This is a genomic window from Paenibacillus hemerocallicola (assembly GCF_006265175.1).
Classification (GTDB): domain Bacteria; phylum Bacillota; class Bacilli; order Paenibacillales; family NBRC-103111; genus Paenibacillus_AB; species Paenibacillus_AB hemerocallicola.
In genome coordinates, this window is sequence record NZ_VDCQ01000088.1 from 640 (window position 1) to 19,528 (window position 18,889).

The following is an 18,889-nucleotide window of genomic DNA, read 5'->3' on the forward strand; positions in this document are numbered from 1 at the left end:
GGAGCGTGTCAAGGAGCGTGCCAAGGAGCGTGTCAAGGAGCGTGCCGAGGAGCGGGCCAAGGAATTCGCCAAAAATATGTACTACAAAGACCGGAATGTGAAGTCCGCCTTTCTGACGAAATTCGCGCCGCTTTCCTCGAGAACGATCTACGTCCCGGACTTGTCGGCGATATACCGGAAATATTTAAACGATCTCGCCATGGGCACGACAGACCTCAATTCGATGCTGCGCAAGGTCGAGGAGGAAGCGAACCAGGCCGTTGCCGCCATAAAGAACAGATAATAAATCTTCCACAAATTGGGTAACGTAAAAGTACATGCGGCAAGACTGCTGTCCGGGTGCGGTAAAACGACTGTATCGGGTGCGCGGGCATTGTGAATAGGGGAACGCCGTGCCATAATCGAAGCATCATAACCATTATTCCGGGCTGGACGTGAACTCATTGATCGACCTGAACAAGCTTTCGTTCCGCGGCAAGCTGAGATCGGCTTTTTTGGCCGTTACGATATTGTCCATTCTGATTACGGGCGTCTTCTCCTATTCGATCGCGGCGAACCGGATGGAGACGAATGCGATGAAGCTGACGCAGGATGCGGTCGTCAAATCGGCGCAGATCGCCGACGAGAAGCTGAGCAAGCTGATGATCGTCATGATGACGTTCATGATCAGCCAACCGTTCCAATCGATGCTCAAGGACGTATTGTTCGGGGAGAAAGGCCAATATTTCACCCATCTGGCCAATCTGGACAACGTATTCTCGCAAGCCCGAATGGCGGAGCCGCTCATTCATTCGATTTACGTGTCGACCCCGATCGGGGAATTTTACCCGCTGTCGATGAACCGCAACCGGCAAGCCTCCTTTGCGGATACGCCGCTGTTCGGGCGCGTATCGGAGCAGAAGCGGAACATCTGGGTGGAAGGGCACGAGGACAATCTGTTTCTGGGCAAGGCGCGCGTCGTATCGCTTATATTGGAGCCGATAGCGGATTTTCCGCTTAAGGACGTATATGTAGTCGTCAATATTCGCGAGGAAGGGCTGCGGAAGCTGGTCGCTCCGGATACGGCGGAAGTGGCGTCCAGGTTTCTGCTCGATGCGGACGCCGGGCTGGTCGCTACCGAGCCGGACGCGTTGGTCCGGCAGGCGGTCGGCAGCGGCATACTGGCTCCTTTCGTCCATAATCGCGATCAGAGTACGGGGTATTCGTCGGAGGAGCTGAACGGCGATACGTATTTGATCAATTACGCCCGTCTAGGCATCAACGATTGGACGATCCTGTCGATCCAGTCCAAAGCGGACGTGCTGAAGGATATGAATGACGTGAAATGGCTCATTCTGCTCCTCACCGTCTGCTGCTTTATCGTGACGGTGCTCGTATCCGATGCGCTCACCCGGTATTTGCTCAAGCCGCTGCTCGGTTTGCAAAGGGTAATGAAACGGGTGGAGGGCAACGATCTGACCGCCCGCTTCGAAAGCCGCTCAAGCGACGAGCTGGCGCAGGTCGGAAACCGGTTTAACCGGATGCTAGAGCAAATCGTGGTGCTGATCGAAGAGGTCCGGCAGGCGGAGACGAACAAGCGGTCGGCCGAGATCAAGGCGCTGTCGGCGCAGATGGACCCGCACTTTCTGTACAATACGCTCAATACGATTTATTGGAAGCTGAAGCTCGGTCAGGTGGAGCCTTCGCAGCAGATGGTAGTGGCGCTGTCCAGGCTGTTCCAGATCGGGCTCAATAAAGGAAACGAAATTACGACGCTGGACAAGGAGCTGCAGCACGTCCGCCAATATTTGGAGCTGCAAGCGTTCTGCTATGAGAGCTTGTTCGAATACGACATCCGGGTTCGCGAGGCTTGGCTGACGGACCTCCCCGTCCCGCGCATTATGCTGCAGCCTCTCGTGGAGAACAGCATTCTCCATGGCTTCGGAGGCATGGAGAGCGGCGGACGCATTACGATCGAGGCGGACGGGGATATGGAGCGGCAGCGATGGTATATTACGGTGAAGGACAACGGACGCGGCATGGACGAGACGACGGTACGCTCGCTGCACAGGCCGGAGCCGGAGAGAGGCTATGCGATCGGCAATATGTTCAGCCGGCTTCGGCTTTATTATGGAGACGAGGCCGACGTAACGATCGAGAGCGGGCCGGACGAAGGAACGACCGTCCGTTTGTCCTTGCCTTTGAAAGGAACGAATCCGGATGTACACACATGAGCAAATTACCCTCTGCACCATAGACGACATCAAGAGCGTAGTAGACGGTCTGACCGCGATCGATTGGGCGGAGCACGGCATCGCGTTCGCGGGAGCTGCGGCCAATGGCGAGGACGGGCTGGAGCTGGTGAAACGGACCAGGCCGGATATTATAATAACCGATATCCGCATGCCGAGAATGGACGGGTTGACGATGCTGCGGGCCATACTCGAGCTGAGCTTCTCGTGCAAGGTCATCCTGATCAGCGGCTACGCCGATTTCGATTATGCGAAGCAGGCCGTCCAGCTCGGCGCCTTCGACTTCGTCGTCAAGCCGTTTACCGAGGAGGATATTACGGAGGCTGCGCTTCGGGCGAAGGAGGAGATCGGCAGGGAGCGATCCAGGCTGCTCGGCGTCCGGGAGTTGGAGCTCAAAGTACGGGAGAGCATGCCCGTGCTCATACAGGAATATTTCGCTCTGCTGGTCAACCACCGGACGCCGTGGGAGCTCGCCGCCAAACGTTGGGACTATTTGAAGGTCGATTTGGAGCATCGGGGCTTCGTCGTGCTGCTGCTGGAAATCGATCGGTTTCAAGAGCGGGCCGCCCGGCTGTCCGTCCACGATGTGGAATTGATCCGGTTCACTATGCAGAACATTACGGAGGAAACGATCCGGGAGCAAGCCCGTGCGATCGTGTTCCGCTCGAAGGACAACCGGTTCGTCGCCGTAATGAACGATCCGGGAACCGCGACGGTGGAGCAAATCGCCGAGAGCTGCTGCCGGAATATCGCACAGTATACGAAATTTACCGCATCGATCGGAACGGGACGCAGAGTCGAGCATATAAGCGAGCTGCCCGATTCGTACAGACAGGCGAAACGGGCGCTGGCCTACCATTTGTTCACGGAGGGCAATGCGGCGATCGGCTACGATGAAATTCCGCAATCGGACAAGCAGGCGCCCTTCTCCTTGGAGCATAAGGACGAGCTGCTGCTCGCTCTGCGCTCGGGCAACGGCGAACGGGCGTCCGCCGTATTGTCCGACATCGCGGTGACGCTCCATACGGTCAAGCCGCGGCCGAACCCGGACTATTTGCTCAGCTTCTACGAGGAGCTGGCCGCATCCGCCATCCGCACCTTCTACGAGCTCGTCCCGTACCCGGATATTCAGCCTGTCGTTCAACGGTTCAAGACGATGCGGACGGAGCTCGGGCTGACGCTGTCGGGTCTCGAGCAGCAGGTCGCGGATCTGTGCAGGGACGGAGCCGAGCTTGTGCGCAAAAACAGCTTGTCCGAAGGACAGGCCGTCATCTACAAGTCGCTCGATTATTTGAAAGGCCAGCTTCACCGGGAAGTCACGGTGGCCGAATGCGCCGCGCACGTGCATTTGAGCGCGAGCTATTTTTCCAGCCTCTTCAAGAAGGTGACGGGCATGACGCTTACCCAATACGTTACGGGCGAACGGATTCAGAAGGCAAAGGCGATGCTTGTGAGCGGAGTTCCGGTTCAAGACGTGGCGTCGGCCGTAGGCTATGAGGAACGGCGGTATTTCAGCGACATGTTCAAGAAAATGACCGGAATGACGCCGTCGGAATTCCGGGCCAGCCTTCATCCGGACGGTCCGGAAGGGGCAAAACAATGATTTTACATCCCTCGAGAGTGGATTTACCCCACTCTCTTTTTGCTGCAAACGCCCTATACTGACTATGAGGCAACAACAACTCGACAAAAAGGGGTAAGCGCTTATGCTGAAAAAAACGATAGGGTTGGGACTAAGCGCCGTTTTGGCAGCCGGATTGGCAGGCTGCGGAAGCACGGAGCCGGCCAAGGAAGCGGAAGGCGGAGCGGCGCCGGCGAAGAAAATCATCAAATATTGGACGGACGACCGTCACGATCAGGAATATATCAAGGAGCTCGTGTCGAAGTTCAATTCCACGAACAAGGACAATATCGAAGTGGAACTGACGATCATGTCGGAAAACTATAATCAGAGCGTGGACATCGCCTTCTCCAGCAATCAGGCGCCGGACGTACTGCGGCTGAAAAGCGCGAACACCGAAACGTTCGTCAAAAAAGAGTATTTGGCCCCGATTGATTCCTATATGAACGACGAGCTGAACAAAAAGTTTTCCACCGTCATCTTCGACGGGGTGAACCGGTTCGACGGCAAGCTGTACTCGCTTCCGAATACCGGCTTGACGCTGCGGCTCGTCTATAACCAGGAGCTGTTCGAGAAGGCCGGCATCCAGGCTCCGCCCGCCTCGCTTCAGGAAATGGTGGACGCGGCCAAGAAGATTACGGACATCGGCAAAAAGGACGGCATTTACGGCTTCGCCCTGAACTTCAAAAATCCGAAGCAGGCGTTCGACCGGTCCGTCCGCGAGATATTGTCGCTCAGCGGCTATCAAGGTCTCGGCTACGATCTGAAAACGGGCAAATTCGACTTCGCGCCTTATTCACAGGTGATGGGCTACTTCAAGCAAATGTACGATAACGGCAGCATCCTGCCGGGGGCGGAATCGCTCGATATCGATCCGCTGCGCGCCCAATTCGCGGCCGGCAAAATCGGCATGTACCTTTCGTTCTCGACGGAGCCGGGCGTGTACAAGGACCAGTTCCCGACGAAAATCAAATGGGCGGGCGCTCTGCCGCCGACGATTGACGGCAAGCGCAACGGAACGTCCGAGATCGTATCGGCCGGCACGTGGCTCGGCATCAGCAACAAATCGCCGAACAAGGACGCGGCATGGACGTTCATGCAATACATGTACGGCGATGACATCATGAAGACGTACCATGAGAAAGGCTTCGGCATCGCGGTTGTGCCGAGCATCGCGGAGAAGGCCGGCAAGCCGGACATCCCGGGCATGGAAGGCTTCCTCGTCGGCAAGCTCGACTCGCTGTGGCCGGTTTCGCCGAACGTGACTCCGGAAGGGGCCAACTACGCGGACGCTTTCTTCAAATATGTGGTCGGCGGCGGCGATTTGCAAAAAATTACGGACGATTTGAACAACCGATACAACGCGGCCTTGACCAAAGCGGTCGAGAAGGGCAGCGTGCAGGCGAAGCCGGACCCGACTTTTGATCCAAGCAGGCTGCAAGGCAAATAATAGTCGATTTCAGGGGCTTTTGTGAGAAAGATTTTGCGAAAGCCCCTTTCGCTTGTCCGAAAAAGGAAAGGAGGAGGATGGCAATGGCCAAGTGGATGCGGCTGCGCGAAAATTCGCTGTTTTTGCTGCCGAGCATCGTGCTCACGCTCGCCTTGGGCATTTACCCGCTCATCTGGGTGCTGCGGTATATGTTTTACGATTACCCGGGCTACGGCAGCGAGCTGTTCGTCGGCTTGGACAACTTCAGAAGGCTCGCCAGGGATACGCAATTTTGGGAATCGGTGCGCAATACGTTCGTATTCGCGGGCGGCAAGCTGCTGCTTACGATCCCCTTATCGCTTCTTCTGGCGGTAATCCTGAACGGCAAATTGCGGGGACGCAACTTTCTGCGGGCGATTTATTTCATGCCGACCGTGATCAGTACGGCGGTCATTTCCGTCGTGTTTTATATCATTTTCAACTCCTACAACGGCATGGTCAATCAGCTGCTGCTCAAATACCATCTGATCGGGGAGCCGATCGATTGGCTCGGCCCGAAGCATGCGATGCTGACCGTCATACTCGTCGCGGTATGGGGGGCGATCGGCAACTACATGCTGCTGTTCCTCGCGGGCCTGCAAAGCATTCCGCAAGACTTGTACGAGAGCGCGTCGATCGACGGCGCGAATGCCCGTCAGCGGTTTTGGCATATTACGGTTCCGATGCTCGGCCCGGTCATGCAGATGATCATTATGCTCGCGATCATCGCCTCGCTCAAAGGCTATGAAAGCATCATGGTCATGACCGAAGGCGGACCGATCGGCAAAACCGAAGTCATGTACTTGTATTTGTACAAGCTGTTGTTCCCGGTATCCACGGGCTCCCCGGTCGATCAGCAAATCGGCTACGGCAGTGCGGTAGGCTTCGCGACCGCGGTCATCGTCGGGGCGATTACGGCATTGTACTATTGGTTCAGCCGCAGAATGAACAAAGTTTTCTAAGTCCGGCGAATAACTCCGCAGCGGGTTTGGAAAGAGCTTCCGATCGCCGTTGTTTCCAGATTTTTTGATTCGATATGCCCGTAAGAAGGGGGCTCCCCCAAAAGCAATCGGAATAAGTTTTGATGATTCGCGTCATGGGGGATCACTTGAATATCCGGAAACAAGTGCGCATGCTTACGCTTCCCAGTCTCTTTCCAAACGCTCCGTTCAGTACATCACCGGACTTCCAGAAGGAGGCGAAATTCGCATGAACGGACAAGCGACGCTGGCAAAACCGCCCTTGCGGTTATGGTCCTGGCTCGGGAAGACGGCGATGTGGCTGTTTTTGCTGATCATGGCCGTTTTGACCGTGTTCCCCGTGCTGATGACGGTGACCGGTTCGCTGAAAAGCAGCGCCGAGCTGATGACCGGCGGAGGCTTGCTGCCGCAGGCATGGCAATTTTCCAATTACGCGGAGGCGTGGAAGCAAACGAACTTCGCCCGGTATACGGTAAACAGCGTTTTCCTGAGCGTAATGGCGACGATAGGAACTCTGCTCGTGGCCGCGATGGCCGCTTACGTGGTAGACAGACGCAATTTTCCCGGCAAAAGGCTGTACGTGGGGCTGCAGGCTTCCACGATGTTCATATCCGTCGGGGCGGTCGTGCTGCGGCCCCAATTCGATTTGATGGTCAAGCTGCATTTGAATACGACGCTGTGGGGCGTCGTGCTCATTTTGGTGGCGGCTCATGCGAGCACGTTCTTTATTTTGCTCAGTTTTTTCAAAGCGATTCCGCGAGAGCTGGACGAAGCCGCCATGATGGACGGCTCGGGCTTTACCCGCAGCTTCTTCAAAATCATTCTCCCGCTGCTCGCCCCGGGACTCGGAGTGACCGGACTGTTCGCGTTCCGGCACGCCTGGAACGAATATATATTGCCGCTCGTCTTCACGATGACGAACCCGAAGCTGCAAACATTGACGGTAGGCCTTGCGAACCTGCGTTACGGATCGTCTGCCGCCATGCAAATCCATCTGATGATGGCCGGGGCTTGTTTGTCGATATTGCCGATGCTGGTCGTCTATATGATCGCGAACAAATCGTTCATGCAGGTGACGGCCGGCTCGATTAAGGGATAATCCGGAGCTCGAGGCGTTATGCGCAACATATATGCAACTTGACGGGCACGGGAAAAAAAGAAAAAATGAACGGGAATGCATGAAGCCTGACTTGCCAAAAGGAGAAGAGAAAACGATGAGCCACAATACGATCGGTACGCTGCGCTCCAGTCCGCTAGTGACCCGCCATCCGGCCAATCCGCTGCTGTCGCCTAAGGATGTGCCTTACGGCCCGGCGATGGTGTTCAATGCGGGCGTAGCGAAATATGAAGGCAAATACGTAATGGTGTTCCGCAACGATTACGGCGACGCCGAGAAGCAGACGATTTTGCCTTCCAGCACGACGAATCTGGGGCTCGCCACGAGCGACGACGGCATCCGTTGGGAAGTGAAGCCGACTCCATGCTGGACATGGCACGACGAGGAAGTAATCCGGGTGTACGACCCGAGGCTGACCGTCATCGACGGCAAATGCTACATGTGCTTTGCGGTCGATACGAAGCATGGTCTGCGCGGCGGGATTGCGGTAACGGAAGACTTCGACAAGTTCGACGTACTCAGCCTGTCGCTGCCGGATAATCGCAATATGGTGCTGTTCCCCGAGAAGATCGGCGGCCATTACGTTCGCCTGGAACGGCCTTTTCCGGTATACAGCCGGGGCGGCGGCGACCGCTTCGACATGTGGATGAGCGACTCGCCCGATTTGCGCTATTGGGGCAACTCCAAGCTGGTGCTCGGGGTAGAGCACGTGCCGTTCGCCAACGACAAGGTCGGTCCGGGAGCTCCTCCGATCAAGACCGACAAAGGCTGGCTGACGACGTTCCACGCGGTGGATCTCGACCGCAGCCGGGGCAAGAACGGCTGGGAAGCTTCTTGGAAGAAACGGTATACGGCGGGAATTATGCTGCTCGATTTGGAAGATCCGAGCCGCATCGTCGGGATGTCGAAGTCTCCGCTGCTCGCACCCGAGGCGCCTTACGAGGTCGAGGGCGGCTTCCGCAATGACGTGATTTTCCCGGGGGGCATGATTCTGGAGCCGTCCGGCGAGGTGAAAATGTATTATGGCGCAGCCGATACGGTAGAGTGTTTGGCAACCGCGGACGTTGACGATTTGATCCGTCTTTGCCTGAAAGGCGATGGCGAGTAAGCGAGGAGGAGGAGGATGGTTATGAGTTTCGACCGAGTGACATTGCCTGCGGAGAGCATCCCCGTATCCCGCGATGTGGATGTCGTTGTCGTCGGAGGAGGAGCCTCCGGAATCGCGGCGGCGATCAGTGCGGCGGCGAATGGCGCCGACACGCTGCTGATCGAGCAGCGGGGATTTCTTGGCGGGATGGGGACGGTCTCGCTTGTCCCGGCGTTTTGCCCGTTCACGGACAAGGAAAAACCGATTATCCGCGGCATCGGCATGGAGCTGATGGAGCGGATGAAGCAGGCGTGCAACGCCGACTACCGCAAGGAATACGAGCATGCGCTGGACTGGGTTCCGATCGACCCCGAGACGCTTAAGCGGATCTATGACGATGCCGCTCTCGAGAACGGGGTATCGCTTTTGTTCCATACGTTCGTCTATGATGTCGTGCTGTCCGAAGACAAGCGGAACATCGAGGGGATCGTCATCGTCAACAAAAGCGGGCGATCGCTTGTCCGCTGCAAGTATGTTATCGATGCGACCGGTGATGCGGATATGGCCGCCTTGGCGGGAGTGCCGTTCCAGAAGGGCGGCGAGCAGGGCGAGCTGCAGCCGGGGACGATGTGCTACCTGCTGGCCAATGTGGACCGTCAACGGTTCCATGCCTTTTTGGAGGAAACCGGAGACACGGGACAGCTGCATCGAACGGTGGAACGGGCGATCGCGGACGGCGCGCTTCCGGAAGGACGCAAATCCATTTCCGGCCTCGCCTGGGTCAACGACTACTTGGTCGGCGTCAACTTCGGACACGTGTTCGGCGTAGACGGCACGAAGGCGGAGGACTTGACCCGCGGAGCGATCGAAGGACGCAGGCTGGCCGAGCGTCAGGTGCGGTTTTTCCGCGACTATGTGCCGGGCTTCGAGCAAGCGCATATGGTTGCGAGCGGCGAGCAGCTGGGCATCCGCGAGACGCGCCGCATCCAGGGCGATTACGTGCTTACGGCGGAAGATTTTATGGAAGCCCGTTCGTTCGAGGACGACATCGCACGCAACGCCTACTATATCGATATTCATTTGGCCAACAGCCAAGGCAGCATGACGTTCACCCATTTGCCGCCCGGCAAATCCCACGGCGTGCCTTATCGCGTGCTGCTGCCTATCGGCATCGACAACATGTGGGTGCCTGGGCGGGCCGCTTCATCCGACCGCGCCGTTCAAGGCTCGCTGCGCGTCATGCCGAACTGCTTCGCGATGGGCCAGGCTTCGGGTACCGCTGCGGCCATGGCGCTGAAGGCGTCAGCGACTTCGCGGGGCGTGTCCGTTCCCCGTCTTCGCGAGCTGCTGTTGGAGCAGGGAGCGTGGCTTGGAGAAGCGCATAGCTCCGAGGCCGCGCAGCCATCAAACGCGTAATCGCCTTGCTGTTCAGGCGGGCGGTCTCCCCGAGGAGGGGGCTTGGCCCGTCCAGAACGCAAGCTTGTCAACATTAGCTGCTACGCTTGCAGAGCATCGGTTATCCGCTGCTCTGTTTGGCGGTGCGTCTTAACAGCAAGAACGCCTATAAAAGCTCGGAACGGTTTGAACCTGACACACTGTTGTCTTGTTTCCTCATGTACACTATCTATATCCGACCAGAAGAGGAGAACAAAACGATGACAATCAATTACGAACAAAGAGACGCATTCCGACTGGCAGGTATAAGCGTTCGGACTACGAATGCCGACGAAACGGGCCCGAACGGACGCCTTCCCGAGTTGTGGGGAACCTATTTTCAAAACCCGCTATCGTCCGAGCCTGGGCTGCAAAACCGTCACCTTCTGTACGCTTTGTATACCGATTACGAAAGCGATGCTTCCGGCGAGTATACGGTTGTAATCGGACACGAATGTGCGGAGGGCGTGACGGAAAGCGTGGAGAAGCAGCAGGCAGCGGGCGTGACGGAGAGCATGGAGAAGCAGCAAGCAGCGGGTGTGGCGGAGAGCATGAGAAACTTGCAGGTGGCGGCCGTTCCGAAAGCCCGGTATATGGTGTTCGAAACCCCGAAAGGACCGTTTCATGAGACGGTCCCGCAAGCCTGGCGGGACATATGGGCTTACTTTGGGCAGTCCGCGGTCAAAAGGGCGTTCACGGGCGATTTCGAGCTGTACGATTTCACGCAAGGCGATCTCGAGGATACGGTTGTTCGCATTTACATCGCGGTTCTGTCCGATTCCTAGACTAATAGTGCTTCTGCCGGCGGAAGTGGCATAAGCCGGTTAAAACGGCTTGAACGGTCTTATGGGTGGCGATGGCGGAACATTTATTTCCTCTATTGATCGGGTAAGGAACAAAAATTTCCTCAATCGCGGCCAACGGGCAGGCGGACGGCTCAATTCGGAAGGAAAAGTTCCTCTATTTGAAATAATGCGTGCGGAAAGCGCCTTTCTTGGGCCGATAAAGGAACAAATCCTTCCTCAAAGCCCGGTTTTGGCGGATTTCGAAGACGATAACGGAACTTTTTATTCCGCTTGCTGCGCCAAGTGGGCATACGAACAACCGCGCCCCGGTTCGGTTCATAAATTAACGGTTAGCTGTCGATGACGCGATTGTTGATCGTTTCAAATACCGATTGCCGGAGGCGGGGGCTACGATCGGATGACTGGTTTTCGTCATTGTGCGCCAGTCCGACTAATAGCCGGTATCGCTCCGCTTCTTGGCCGGGGACGAGGGTGCGATGGCGAACGGCCAATATAATAGCAAGAAAATCGCCATAGCGGCGGCCTCCATCGAGAGCAAGTACCACGGATACGGTCCGAGGTAATCGAGCAGCGAGACGGTGTCGGGTTTGCCTGCCACGAACATGTAATTGCCGCCAGTTATACGATTGACGAAGAAGACGACGACAAGAGCGACGTTCAGAAAGCCCATCGTAATGAAAATCGATTTCAAAGTCGGCCGGAACCGCTCCACCCAGACCATATAGAGGGCGGCCAGGACGATCGCGATATGGGCGGCGAAAAACTCGATAAACCGGAAATGGGGAAAATCGTAATACAGGACAGGCGTCAACAAGGCTTGAACGGCCCCGCCGATGCCGGCGAAGTAGACGATCTGGAACAGGAAACGGCTCCTGAGGAGCAGCATGGCCACACCCAAGTACAAGGACAGGCTGCAAAGCTCGAGCGGCAGCGTGTCCTTGACGCTGTATACATTCTCGGCCACGTACCACGCGTTAAGCGACAACTCCGATGCGGTCAGCACGACCGCCAGAACGTACCTGCCGTATCGGCTTCTTTTCCCTTCACTCAGCCAATGACGGCCGGCATACAACAAAACGACCAAAGCGACGAATATAGCCAATGCGATAAGATGAGGTTGGGAATACGCGATAAACGCATCCGGACTGCTGGCGTCCGTATAACGACTCATGTGCAAACGCCCCCCTTGAATGAAACTTTCTCTTTTTCGTTCCCGTAACATATAAACCTTGCTAAAATCGTTATCCCAAAATTGCGTCGACGACGGCTGAGCTATAGGATTATTTTACCATGAGCTCCAAGGGATGTATCCTTCATTTTTAACTTCGAACGTATAATCCCCTTGATTTGAATGTCTTTTGGTGGGCATGAGCAACACGTTGCCTATGTATAGCGGTACAAAATTCCGCTATTGTCGCGAATTTCGCTGCACTCCCGATTATAACGGAACCGGCTTCCTCTATTTCGACCTTTTCCGGGTAAAGATGAACGTGAACGACGTTATAGAGGAATGGTTTTCCGTTATTTTGCCATGGGCACTCGTATTCGGATCAATAGCGTACTCCAGTTCCGCTATTTGATAGATTCGCGCTCTCGCCAATGCCGACATTGGCGGCAAGCTTACACCGCATCACACGCTGCATACCATTCTGTACGCGAATATGCTGCGGACTGCGGACCATTTAGAGTACGATTGCCGCAATAGAACAGGTTCGAGCCATACGATATGTATCGATTCATCAATAAAGCTTTACGGAGAAGTAGCCTATACAAATCCAAAGCCGCAGCTCGTGCTGCGGCTTTGATCCGTTATTCAGGGAGCGCGAAGCGGATATCGCGCGAGACCGCATCGGCAGCGGCGAAGTCGAGCAGCCGGGAGCCTTCCTCGAGCAGCGCGGCGGAATTATCCGCAGACAGCGCGCCGAAAGACTCGATCGTCAACGTTGCGGCCTTGCGATGGCGCTCGATTCTCCATATTCCGCCGACGAAGCCGTCTACCAGAATAGTGGCGCGGATAATCCCGTTTTCGGTAAATACGAGCGAACGGTGCTCGTCGGCGATAATGCGGGTGCGGTCGGCGTAAGACAGAAGCATGTTGTCGAACTCGGACAAAAACCGTACCGGCGCCGGGATGTCCGGATCGGGCAGCGGGCCGTCAATCACATCCAACAGCTCGTTGCCGTCCGCGTCTTCATACGCGACGAGCTGTGGCCGAAGCCTATCGACCGCTTCGTTCAAGCGGGTAAGACCGGACCACACCTGCATATCCTTGACCGTGGCCGGGCCGAATGCAGCCAAGTACCGCAAGATCATTCCGTCGGGCTCCGTAACGGAATCGAGCGGTCGTCCCAGCCAGGCTTCGACCGATGTGTGGGCGGCTTGCCCGCTCGAGCCCCATATTCCGCGGGGCGGAATTTGGACGAGCGGTACAATATTGCGTACCGTGTTCGCGAGGGCGGCCGGTTCGCGACCCGGGAACTGTTCGAGCAGCAGCTTGCCAAGCTCGCCGAACGTCATAGGCTGATCTTCGACGATCGCACGCCCGGCAGCCGCAAGCTTCCCGATGTCCAGTCCGGCGAGGCGTTTGCCGTACGAGCCGGTCAAGGCGCGCTCCAGAAACGGCTGCAGGACGGGACGGAAGGCGAGGCAGTCCCGTGCGGTCACCAAATGAATCGTCGAACGCATGAGCGCAATCCGCACCGCTTGCCGACTGCGCATCAATTCGGACAAATCCTCGTGACGGAAGCCGTTCAACCGTGCCCACAGCCCGATATATGGCGGATTGGGCACTTGCGCCTGCATCCCGGCAAGACGTTCGAGCGCGTCCGGGACGGACATGTCCGCTCTCCGCAGCAGCAGCTGGCGTTCGAGCAAAGCGCGGTTCAAGGCGCGTTTGCCGAGTACGGCTTCCGGTTTTTGCCCTTTGCGGCCGAGAGCTGTGTCCCGCCGTGTATTTGCTTCCATTATGAAGTCTCCTTTAATGTTCGTTCGGACTCTATATACTTATTATACCAGTCCATCCTGACAGTTGCCGTCAGTGAAGACGGGACGTTATCGACCGCATGATCCACGGCAAAAAGAGGCCGATCGGCCTCTCGGGTTGCTTTTTATCGTTAAAGAAAGAAAAAAAATTTAACTTCGCTAAAGCGGTAAAGGGTGATGAGACTTTCTTTACCAAGAAAAACAACCGCTAAATCGCGGTCGTTCATCTTCGAAATACGTCGGTAGACTTTTTCTTATAAAATGTCCGGTGCGGACAATCGTCGATTATCGCTTATTGTACAAAGGATAGTCCACCCGTGTCGGCACTTCGATGGCGATAAGCCGCAGCGCCCCTTCCTCCCCGGCTTTGATCACAAGGTCTTCCCCGGCTTCGGCATCGATGACGACAAAGTCCTTGTGACTGACGGATACGGAATGCGGCGTGTCGTCCGCGCGATCAAGCATTCCGTTCCCGCGTATCGCCAAGAGGGCCAAGGAGCGCCCGGCCGCCAGCTTCCGGCGATATTCGCCGCCGGGGGAGAAGGTCAAGTCCCACATGGCTGCGTCTGTCGCGAGGACGACCGGTGAGCCGCCGCCGATGACGGATTTGACGGTGACGCCGTCCTGCCGTACGCTCGGAAATTGCTCATGCTCGAATTGATGGTAGGTCGGCGGCGTCAGTCTCGATTTGCGCAGATCGGGCTCGAACCAAATTTGGAAGCCTTCCATGTCCGGCCCCACGAATCGCTCCTCGTGAGAAACGCCCGAGCCGGTCTGCATCACTTGTGCGCCGCCCGGTCCGATCTCGCTGTTCGTTCCCAGCGAATCGCCGTGCACGGCCGTTCCTTGGACCACGTAGGTCAGGATCTCGAACGCCTGATGCGGATGCGGCGGAATGTAGCCATCCTGCTGAGCGAAAGCCCATGCCCAGTAGAAGAGCGGGCCTACCCGTTTCACGGCGCTGCCTTCGCCGGGAAATCCGATCGGCTTTTGTTCGGTTATTTTGCCTCCGTCGAACTCGCCTTCCCCTTGCTCAGCCGCCGTATATAGTTGAACAGCCATCGTAATTTCCTCCTTTGACATAAACACGAGTTATTTTTTGAAGCTTTGCTCCGCGCTGTGTCCCAGCTTCTTCAGCAGCTCCGCGGCCGCTTGCTTTTCTTCCGAAGTCAGCCCTTTGACAGCCTCCTCGATAACGGCCGTATGCTCCGGAAACGTGTCTTCGATAAACGCTTTGCCTTTGTCGGTAATTTCGGCAAACCAGACCCGTCGGTCTTCGGGCGAGGCTACGCGCGCGACAAACTCCTTTTGCACCAGCTTGTCGACCACGTACGTAATATTTCCGCTTGTCATCAATATTTTCTCGCCGATCTGCTGCAGCGGCTGGCGTCCTTTATGATACAGCAGCTCCAGTACGCCAAATTCGGTCCGGTTCAGCCCGATTCTGCGTATGTGCCGGTCGGCGTGCGCGTTAACCCATTGGCTTGCTCTGGACAAGACGATGAACAGCTGCAACGAATCGTTTGCGGGTTTTGCCACGAATGCGGCCTCCTTTCCGGAACTAATACACGATGGGTGGAAATGCTCCGTACAACTGCCCGTCAAATCGGAAATCCGCAGGTTAACGGACCGGGCACTTGCGCCAGCGCGTACTTGTGCGTTACGCTATTGGTTGCGATAAAGAAAATAAAATCTATGTTTCATTTATCTTAATTTTAAGATATATCGTTGCGGGAATATTGTCAAGTGCTTTCTTATCACCCGATTGGACGCCACCCCTCGTTTCCCCTATACTATTAGCATCATTCCCTAATTGATGCGGTCGTTATCCGGCCGCCGGAAAAGAGGTAACACCTTTGGAACCAACCTTCTCGTCGCTCGGCATCGGTGCCGGTTTATGCGACGCTTTACGCCGCGGGGGCTTGTCCGCGCCGACCCCGGTACAACAAAAAACGATTCCCTTCGCGCTCTCGGGAAAGGACGTTATCGTGCAAGCGCAGACGGGCACCGGCAAAACGCTGGCGTTTCTGCTGCCTTTATTGGAAAAGTCCGCCCCGCGCAACGAATTCGTCCGCGTGCTTATACTGACTCCTACCCGGGAGCTGGCGATTCAAATTGCTTCGGAAGCCCGCAAGCTGGCGGACGCGGTCGGATCGACGGTCATGTCGGTCTACGGCGGACAAGACGTCATCGCCCAGGCGCACAAGCTGGGAGGCTCGCCGGATATCGTGATCGCCACGCCGGGGCGGCTGCTCGATCATATACGCCGCGGAACGATCGATTTGTCGCGGCTGTCCGCACTCGTTCTGGATGAAGCCGACCAAATGCTGCATATGGGCTTTCTCCCCGAGGTGGAAGAAGTGATCCGCCAGACGCCGGACGACCGGCAGACGATGCTGTTCTCGGCCACGTTTCCCGAATCGGTCCGCGTCTTGTCGGAACGTTATATGAAACGCCCGCAAGATATTCGCGTACAAGGCAAACGGATCACGCTGGATGAAATTCGCCAATACGTCGTCGAAACGACGGACCGGCAGAAGAAGGACACGCTCGTCAAGCTGCTTATGCAAAACCCGCCTTTTTTGGCCGTCATTTTCTGCAGGACGAAAATACGCGCCAAAAAGTTGGCGGAATCGCTTGCGTCGGATGGCCTGAGCGTCGACGAGCTGCACGGCGATCTGACGCAGGCGAAGCGCGAAGCGGTCATGAGACGATTCCGCAACGCGCAGCTGCAGTTGCTCGTGGCGACCGACGTAGCCGCCAGGGGGCTCGATGTCGACGGAGTGACGCATGTATACAACTACGACATTCCTCAAGACCCGGAAAGCTACATTCACCGGATCGGCCGCACGGGCAGGGCGGGCCAGCAAGGAACCGCCGTCACCTTGGTCGCTCCCAAGGACATTGGAGAATTGAAGGAAATCGAACGGGCGATCGGATCCGTGCTCGAACGGAAAGCGGTACAAGGGGCGCAAACGAATGAAGATGGCCGACGTCCGGCAGCCGCCAAGCCGTCATCCGGAGCGGGGCATGAGCGCGAGGGCAAGCGTTGGCAGGGCAGGAGTCCGTCCGCTCGCGCCAATGTCGGCGGTTTGGCCGGCAAAAGCGGGGGGACACGCCGCAGCACAGCCGGAGTCCCGGCCCGAACGGAAGATCAGCCCGCAAGGACTCGTAGAAGCGGCTCGGAGCCTGCGACAAATCCGAGAGAACAGAAGGGCGGGAGCAGGAAAGGGAGAACCGAATTTGCCGCCAATCCGGGAAATCGCCGGGACGGGAACAAGCCGGGGGGGCGCCGGGATGCAGCGGCGGATCAGGCGGGGAGCCGTCGGGAAGCCGTTAACCCCGGAAGTCGTCCGGAGGCTGTCAAAACGGGTGAACGCCGGAATTCGGCCAAGCCGGGCAAGCGCTCGGCAGCGTCGGATTCCGGACAATGGTTTAACGCAAAACCGGGCAGAAGCGCGGATTCCGCCGCATACCCGGCAAAACGCCCGGATAATGCAAAGCCCGGCAGGCGCGGCGAAAGCGCAAGCTTCGGCAGCAGCCGGAAAGATACTCGCCTATCCGCTTCTCGGCCGGGCTCGCGAAGCGGACGTACGGGGAGACGCAAATAGCTCCGGAGACCATCCGACGGATTTCCGGGAAAGGAGCATCCCCTCACGCCAAAACAGGAGCCGGATGCTTCTTTTTTCTGTTATAATAAGGCATAGAAAAAGGTCAAAGGAGTCGATATGGAGCATTCATCGCGTAAGGAAACATACCAGCGCAAGCGCAGCCGCTCGAAACGGAAACTGAAGCGCCGGTGGGTGACTTCGGCGTTCGTCGTGGCATTTTTCTCGCTCGTGTTCATATTGTGGTTGTCTTATAACGGTACGGGCGGCGGCAGCGCGCCTCCAAGCGATCCGGATCCGAAGCCCCAAGCCGGGCAAGGGCAAGCCCCTTCCGACGGCGGCGGCAAAAGCGACCCCGGGAGCAAGACGCAACCGCCGGGCAAGGAGCCGGACGGCAATGCGGATAGCGGGACGAAGAAGCCGGCCGAGACCGATCCTTCGAATACCGGGACCGCCAATACGGACGCGACGAACGGTAGTACTCCGTCGACCGGCAACGTCGGACAAGGCGGAGGAAATCCGGAAGGAACGGACAAAGCCCCGGCCGTTACGACGCCTCCCGCGACAGGAGGGACGGGCGCGACAGAAGATCCGAACCGGGTCCAGCTTACGTTCGTGGGGGACGTCATTTTCGCGGATAATGTCGAGACGGCTCTGAAGGCGAACGGGTACGACTATCCGTACCGAAACGTCCGCGACTATTTGGAAAATGCCGATTTGACCATCGCCAATTTGGAGACGCCTTTGACGGAAAGAGGAACGGCGGCCGTCAAGGAGTACGCGTACCGCTCCACTCCGAAAGCACTTCCCGCCTTCAGGGAAGCGGGCTTCGATCTGGTCAATCTGGCCAACAACCATATACTCGATTACGGCACGACCGGCCTGCTGGACACGTTCGATCATCTGGACAAAGCCGGCATCCGCTGGTTCGGGGCGGGGCGCAACGCGGCCGAGGCGTTTAAGCCGGTCATCGTGGAGAAGAAGGGCATCAAGATCGCCTTCCTCGGACTGAGCAAGGTCGTGCCGACGCAGGATTGGAAGGCGGGGAAGGACCGTCCGGGCGTAGCCGATACATATGCATTGAAAGTGCCTCTTGATGCGATCCGGGATGCCAAGAAGCAAGCCGATCTCGTTATCGTCGTGGCGCACTGGGGAATCGAGCGGAAGGATCAGCCGGAGAAATACCAAAGAGATTTCGCCCGCGAATACATCGATGCGGGCGCCGACCTCATCGTCGGCGGACATCCTCACGTGCTGCAAGGCTTCGAAAACTATAAAGGCAAGTGGATCGCCTACAGCTTGGGCAACTTCATCTTTACGATGAACGAAAATCCGCTTACGTGGGAATCGGTCATTCTGCAGGCCTCCTGCTCGAAGGAGGGCGGATGCTCGCTCAAGACGGTGCCGGTGCTGACCAAGCTGGCCAACCCGGAGCCGATGACGGGGGATGCGGCCGCGAAGCTGTACGACCGGTTGACCGGCATATCCTTTGAAGCCCAGGTCGATAAGGACGGGACCGTTCAGACTTCGAGCAAAAAATAGCCGTACCATCAAA

General features: G+C 57.0%; 16 protein-coding genes. 12 read left to right on the forward strand and 4 right to left on the reverse strand.

Annotated features, from left to right (window positions below):
• From FE784_RS36580 to FE784_RS36625, 10 genes are all read left to right on the forward strand, one after another.
• Positions 1 to 283, forward strand: a 283-nt coding sequence (locus FE784_RS36580; protein ID WP_218103869.1) for a hypothetical protein, incomplete at its 5' end; no start/stop codon positions are given.
• A gap of 160 nt (positions 284 to 443) precedes the next feature.
• The gene (locus tag FE784_RS36585) at positions 444 to 2,213 is read left to right on the forward strand and encodes a cache domain-containing sensor histidine kinase (protein ID WP_139607186.1); all 1,770 of its coding nucleotides are present in this window, start codon (positions 444 to 446) and stop codon (positions 2,211 to 2,213) included.
• Positions 2,200 to 3,834: a response regulator gene (locus FE784_RS36590; protein WP_139607187.1), complete on the forward strand. Its 1,635-nt coding sequence runs from the start codon at positions 2,200 to 2,202 to the stop codon at positions 3,832 to 3,834. Before FE784_RS36585 ends, FE784_RS36590 begins: the two co-directional genes overlap by 14 nt.
• A gap of 103 nt (positions 3,835 to 3,937) precedes the next feature.
• On the forward strand, positions 3,938 to 5,302 hold the full coding sequence (locus FE784_RS36595; RefSeq protein WP_139607188.1) for an ABC transporter substrate-binding protein: 1,365 nt from the start codon (positions 3,938 to 3,940) through the stop codon (positions 5,300 to 5,302).
• 83 nt (positions 5,303 to 5,385) lie between these two features.
• The gene (locus FE784_RS36600; RefSeq protein WP_425465589.1) at positions 5,386 to 6,282 is read left to right on the forward strand and encodes a carbohydrate ABC transporter permease; all 897 of its coding nucleotides are present in this window, start codon (positions 5,386 to 5,388) and stop codon (positions 6,280 to 6,282) included.
• Between the two features lie 247 nt (positions 6,283 to 6,529).
• Positions 6,530 to 7,399, forward strand: coding sequence for a carbohydrate ABC transporter permease (locus FE784_RS36605; RefSeq protein WP_139607190.1), 870 nt, complete (start codon positions 6,530 to 6,532; stop codon positions 7,397 to 7,399).
• A 115-nt stretch (positions 7,400 to 7,514) separates the two neighbouring features.
• Positions 7,515 to 8,525 carry a glycoside hydrolase family 130 protein gene (locus tag FE784_RS36610; protein WP_139607191.1) on the forward strand — a complete coding sequence of 337 codons (1,011 nt, stop codon included), beginning with the start codon at positions 7,515 to 7,517 and terminating at the stop codon, positions 8,523 to 8,525.
• A 21-nt stretch (positions 8,526 to 8,546) separates the two neighbouring features.
• Positions 8,547 to 9,920: an FAD-dependent oxidoreductase gene (locus tag FE784_RS36615; protein WP_139607192.1), complete on the forward strand. Its 1,374-nt coding sequence runs from the start codon at positions 8,547 to 8,549 to the stop codon at positions 9,918 to 9,920.
• A gap of 239 nt (positions 9,921 to 10,159) precedes the next feature.
• On the forward strand, positions 10,160 to 10,723 hold the full coding sequence (locus tag FE784_RS36620; protein WP_139607193.1) for a GyrI-like domain-containing protein: 564 nt from the start codon (positions 10,160 to 10,162) through the stop codon (positions 10,721 to 10,723).
• 49 nt (positions 10,724 to 10,772) lie between these two features.
• Positions 10,773 to 11,087 carry a hypothetical protein gene (locus FE784_RS36625; protein ID WP_139607194.1) on the forward strand — a complete coding sequence of 105 codons (315 nt, stop codon included), beginning with the start codon at positions 10,773 to 10,775 and terminating at the stop codon, positions 11,085 to 11,087.
• 87 nt (positions 11,088 to 11,174) lie between these two features.
• On the opposite strand, the gene FE784_RS36630 is transcribed toward FE784_RS36625, so the two are convergent.
• From FE784_RS36630 to FE784_RS36645, 4 genes are all read right to left on the reverse strand, one after another.
• On the reverse strand, positions 11,175 to 11,915 hold the full coding sequence (locus FE784_RS36630) for a YwaF family protein (protein WP_139607195.1): 741 nt from the start codon (positions 11,913 to 11,915) through the stop codon (positions 11,175 to 11,177).
• Between the two features lie 638 nt (positions 11,916 to 12,553).
• Entirely contained in the window at positions 12,554 to 13,708 is a 1,155-nt protein-coding gene (locus FE784_RS36635; protein ID WP_139607196.1) for a winged helix DNA-binding domain-containing protein, read from the reverse strand.
• 303 nt (positions 13,709 to 14,011) lie between these two features.
• Positions 14,012 to 14,788 carry a pirin family protein gene (locus FE784_RS36640; protein ID WP_139607197.1) on the reverse strand — a complete coding sequence of 259 codons (777 nt, stop codon included), beginning with the start codon at positions 14,786 to 14,788 and terminating at the stop codon, positions 14,012 to 14,014.
• A 30-nt stretch (positions 14,789 to 14,818) separates the two neighbouring features.
• Positions 14,819 to 15,265 carry a MarR family winged helix-turn-helix transcriptional regulator gene (locus FE784_RS36645; RefSeq protein WP_139607198.1) on the reverse strand — a complete coding sequence of 149 codons (447 nt, stop codon included), beginning with the start codon at positions 15,263 to 15,265 and terminating at the stop codon, positions 14,819 to 14,821.
• 317 nt (positions 15,266 to 15,582) lie between these two features.
• Between FE784_RS36645 and FE784_RS36650 the strand changes: the two genes are divergently transcribed.
• Together FE784_RS36650 and FE784_RS36655 are read left to right on the forward strand one after the other, a co-directional pair.
• A complete protein-coding gene (locus tag FE784_RS36650) occupies positions 15,583 to 17,337 on the forward strand; it encodes a DEAD/DEAH box helicase (protein WP_139607199.1) in 1,755 nt (584 codons plus the stop codon).
• Positions 17,338 to 17,454: 117 nt separating this feature from the next.
• Positions 17,455 to 18,876, forward strand: a complete 1,422-nt coding sequence (locus FE784_RS36655; protein WP_139607200.1) for a CapA family protein — start codon at positions 17,455 to 17,457, stop codon at positions 18,874 to 18,876.
• The last annotated feature ends 13 nt before the right edge of the window (positions 18,877 to 18,889 follow it).

Excerpts from the sequence above, each read along its gene's own strand:
- FE784_RS36590 (WP_139607187.1), top strand. The coding sequence starts at position 2,200 with ATGTACACACATGAGCAAATTACCCTCTGCACCATAGACGACATCAAG.
- FE784_RS36595 (WP_139607188.1), top strand. The coding sequence starts at position 3,938 with ATGCTGAAAAAAACGATAGGGTTGGGACTAAGCGCCGTTTTGGCAGCC.
- FE784_RS36600 (WP_425465589.1), top strand. The coding sequence starts at position 5,386 with ATGGCCAAGTGGATGCGGCTGCGCGAAAATTCGCTGTTTTTGCTGCCG.
- FE784_RS36605 (WP_139607190.1), top strand. The coding sequence starts at position 6,530 with ATGAACGGACAAGCGACGCTGGCAAAACCGCCCTTGCGGTTATGGTCC.
- FE784_RS36610 (WP_139607191.1), top strand. The coding sequence starts at position 7,515 with ATGAGCCACAATACGATCGGTACGCTGCGCTCCAGTCCGCTAGTGACC.
- FE784_RS36615 (WP_139607192.1), top strand. The coding sequence starts at position 8,547 with ATGAGTTTCGACCGAGTGACATTGCCTGCGGAGAGCATCCCCGTATCC.
- FE784_RS36620 (WP_139607193.1), top strand. The coding sequence starts at position 10,160 with ATGACAATCAATTACGAACAAAGAGACGCATTCCGACTGGCAGGTATA.
- FE784_RS36630 (WP_139607195.1), bottom strand. The coding sequence starts at position 11,915 with ATGAGTCGTTATACGGACGCCAGCAGTCCGGATGCGTTTATCGCGTAT.
- FE784_RS36635 (WP_139607196.1), bottom strand. The coding sequence starts at position 13,708 with ATGGAAGCAAATACACGGCGGGACACAGCTCTCGGCCGCAAAGGGCAA.
- FE784_RS36640 (WP_139607197.1), bottom strand. The coding sequence starts at position 14,788 with ATGGCTGTTCAACTATATACGGCGGCTGAGCAAGGGGAAGGCGAGTTC.
- FE784_RS36655 (WP_139607200.1), top strand. The coding sequence starts at position 17,455 with ATGGAGCATTCATCGCGTAAGGAAACATACCAGCGCAAGCGCAGCCGC.